The 3191-nt window shown below is 46.3% G+C and carries 3 protein-coding genes; 2 read left to right on the forward strand and 1 reads right to left on the reverse strand.

From position 1 onward, the window contains the following. Positions 1 to 171: 171 nt before the first annotated feature. On the forward strand, positions 172 to 1407 hold the full coding sequence (locus tag C4S39_RS14920) for a restriction endonuclease subunit S (protein WP_219817986.1): 1236 nt from the start codon (positions 172 to 174) through the stop codon (positions 1405 to 1407). Between the two features lie 8 nt (positions 1408 to 1415). Further along, entirely contained in the window at positions 1416 to 2273 is an 858-nt protein-coding gene (locus C4S39_RS14925; RefSeq protein WP_103967718.1) for a hypothetical protein, read from the forward strand. A 55-nt stretch (positions 2274 to 2328) separates the two neighbouring features. Here the strand turns inward: C4S39_RS14925 and C4S39_RS14930 are convergent, their stop codons facing one another. Beyond that, positions 2329 to 2853: a hypothetical protein gene (locus tag C4S39_RS14930; protein WP_103967719.1), complete on the reverse strand. Its 525-nt coding sequence runs from the start codon at positions 2851 to 2853 to the stop codon at positions 2329 to 2331. Between the last annotated feature and the right edge of the window lie 338 nt (positions 2854 to 3191).

Here is a 3191-nt window from a genome sequence, read left to right on the forward strand (position 1 = left end):
TCGACTTATCCACAGTGGTATAGTACGCTATACCACTATTTCACCTAGTCAAATTTCAATTAGCACAGGTGGTCAGTTTTCAGTTAGCAGCAACACAATAAGACTCTTGCCCCACGTTATGTCTTAGCTTATTTAAAGTCTCCAAAGTTTTTACTAATGGGTGAGACAAAAATGACTGGCACTGCTGGACAAAAGAGATTGCCAAAAGAATTTGTGGAATCGAATCCTTTTCCACTTCCTCCTGTCGCCGAGCAACACCGCATCGTCGCCAAAGTCGATGAGCTGATGGCGCTGTGTGATCAATTGGAAACGCAGCACATCAACGCCACCGAAGCTCACGAAAAACTGGTAAACCACCTGCTAGGCATACTGACCCAATCGCAAAGTGCGGGTGATTTCAACGCCAACTGGCAACGTATCGCTGCGCATTTCCACACGTTGTTCACCACCGAAGCCAGCATCGACGCACTCAAACAAACCCTGCTGCAACTGGCGGTGATGGGCAAACTCGTGCCGCAAGACCCGAACGATGAACCGGCCAGTGAATTGCTCAAGCGCATACAGGCGGAAAAAGCCAGGTTGGTGGCTGAGGGGAAGATCAAGAAAGGCAAATCCCCCCTAACCCCCCTTTTACCAAGGGGGGAAACAGGTTCAGCTCCAGCAACCTCAATCAATCCCACTACGACTACCCTTTCGACTCCCCCTCTTTCTAATTCCACCCTTAATCCTATCCCTAACCCCCCCTTTGAAAAAGGGGGGCCGGGGGGGATTCAACGAGGAATTTCCGAGGAAGAAAAGCCGTTTGAATTGCCGCAGGGGTGGGTGTCGGTAGCACTTGATGAAATCTCACTGATTGGAACAGGAGCAACACCATTGCGAACCAAACCTGAGTATTTTAATCCAGGGGTTATTAGCTGGGTAACGAGTGGAGAGACTTCGAAACCATATATTTTTGAAACTGTACAATGTGTGTCACCATTAGCACTTAAAGAAACAAACCTGAGCGTGTATCCAGAGGGCACTCTTATCGTTGCAATGTATGGACAAGGAAAAACACGAGGTCAAATTACAGAGCTAATGATAGAAGCTGCTACTAATCAAGCGTGTGCGGCTATCAGACTTATTGATCCTGATGAATGTCATAGACAATATGTGAAGCTATTTTTTGAGAAAATATACGATGAAATTCGTGAATTGGCTGCTGGCGGAGCGCAACCAAATTTAAATCTAAGCAAAGTTAAAGAAACTGTAATCCCTCTCCCACCCCTCCCCGAACAACACCGCATCGTAACCAAAGTCGACGAACTGATGACACTCTGCGACCAACTCAAATCCACTATCACGCAGGCCAGCCAATTGCAGAAAAAGCTGGCGGATGCGGTGGTTGAGCAGGCGATAGCTTCCTGAAATAAGGTATGCGCAGCACGCCGCTTACCCTGTTCACCCTCGCCAGCGGCCGCTCGGGTACCAGTTTCCTCGCTGATTTCTTTGCCCGCAACATTACGCACTGCTACAGCACGCACGAGCCTTATTTCACGTTTGGCAATCCCACGCTGTTCGGCAAGCCGGTTGATTGGAATACGCGGCATAACGACCGCGCCCTATTGCCGGTGTTGGAGCGCAAATGCCGTTTTATCGCCAGCCGCAAGCAGCCTTTTTATTTTGAATCCAATCATGCTTTCCTCAAGGCATTTAACCGCCATGCCGCAGCGCTGCTGAATAATCCGGGATTTATCCGTCTGGTGCGCCATCCGCTGCTGGTGGCGAAAAGCGAATATGTGCGCGAGCGGATAATACGCCAGTTGCATGTTCCGTTTGCCGACTATGCGGGCGATAGCGGCGAGCGCTTTTTCCGCTGGGCATTGACCGGGCAGGAGGAGGTGTTCCGGCACTATCCGGTTCTCAGCCGTTTTCAGTTTTATGTATTACAGTGGCTGGAGATCGAGCATCGGGCGATGCAACTGATTCGAGACAATCACTGGCAAGACCGGGTGTTTTTCATCGATGTCGGCGTGGATCTGAAGCGGGAAGCGGTGTTAAAAGATATGGTCGACTTTTTTGGCTTGCCGCACAAGCCGATATTCAATTTGGATTTGTACCGCAACCCAACTCCCTTTATCGGTCCGATCATTCTCACGGAACAGGATAAACAGGAATTCCAGGCCATTGCGCGCGATTTGCCGGAACGTTACAAAATGTTGCTACAGAGTCAACCTTATCGCGAGTGCAGCTGGTTTGCCGAAGTGAACCCGCTCATGAAGAATGGCAACTGAGTATTACGCTAGTGGTTCAGTTTGAAATTTTCTGAACCACCGCTTAACAATAATTCTAATTTCCCTTGTTTGCTTTAGATCCTGCAAAAGTATCATTTAAAATGGGTGAAGAAATTAATTCCCAATTCATTGAGTTGCCGCGTTGTTCAAGTACTACAGTAAGTACCTGATTGTTATATTGAACGCAAGGTATAGTCAATAGACTACCATTGACTGTAGCCATACATATCGAATTAGCTGCTATACAACTTGAAATATCCCTAAAAATAACACCACCAGGAACGTCTGTGCTCGTTGTAGTAATAATCGCGGTGCCGTTATTGACTATTATATCGGTGGCTGAAATACCTTCTCCGAGCCCCAAATCAAGAGAAGACTGACCGCTGAAACAGAGATTAGGGTTGGTGGTGCTGTCAGCATTAAGAACGCTGGCGATTAATTGAGGAGAACCTGACGCTGGATTGTCAAGAATAAAGACTGTATCACCTACTGTAGCAACATTTTCAGCGAATGCCGACTGTATTCCTGAAACAACCAGGGATAGCGCACAAGCTATTGATAATGCAAATTTATTCACCATTTTCTCCAGATATAAAAGAAGATTTATTTTACACGAAAAAATATATACTTCTGTGGATCTTAAAAAAACAAATAATAGTTCAGGAAATTTCAAACTGAGCCACAACCGAACATACCGCTCATCAGCAATGAAAACTTGTTCGATCAGTATGATATTCGGCGTATCTGGTAAATAAGAAATTTTTTACCATCAACTTCTTGATCTCTCCGGTCGAGATGACAGTTATTTAGAGATTCCTCGAATTATGGCCTGTTAACACTATCTAAGTGCTTCAACGATAAGAGCGAAATGGATGAAAGAAAGGAAGATGACATCCAGTTTGTCGAATCTGGAGAATA

It is taken from the genome of Nitrosomonas ureae (assembly GCF_900108305.1).
Lineage (GTDB): Bacteria > Pseudomonadota > Gammaproteobacteria > Burkholderiales > Nitrosomonadaceae > Nitrosomonas > Nitrosomonas ureae_B.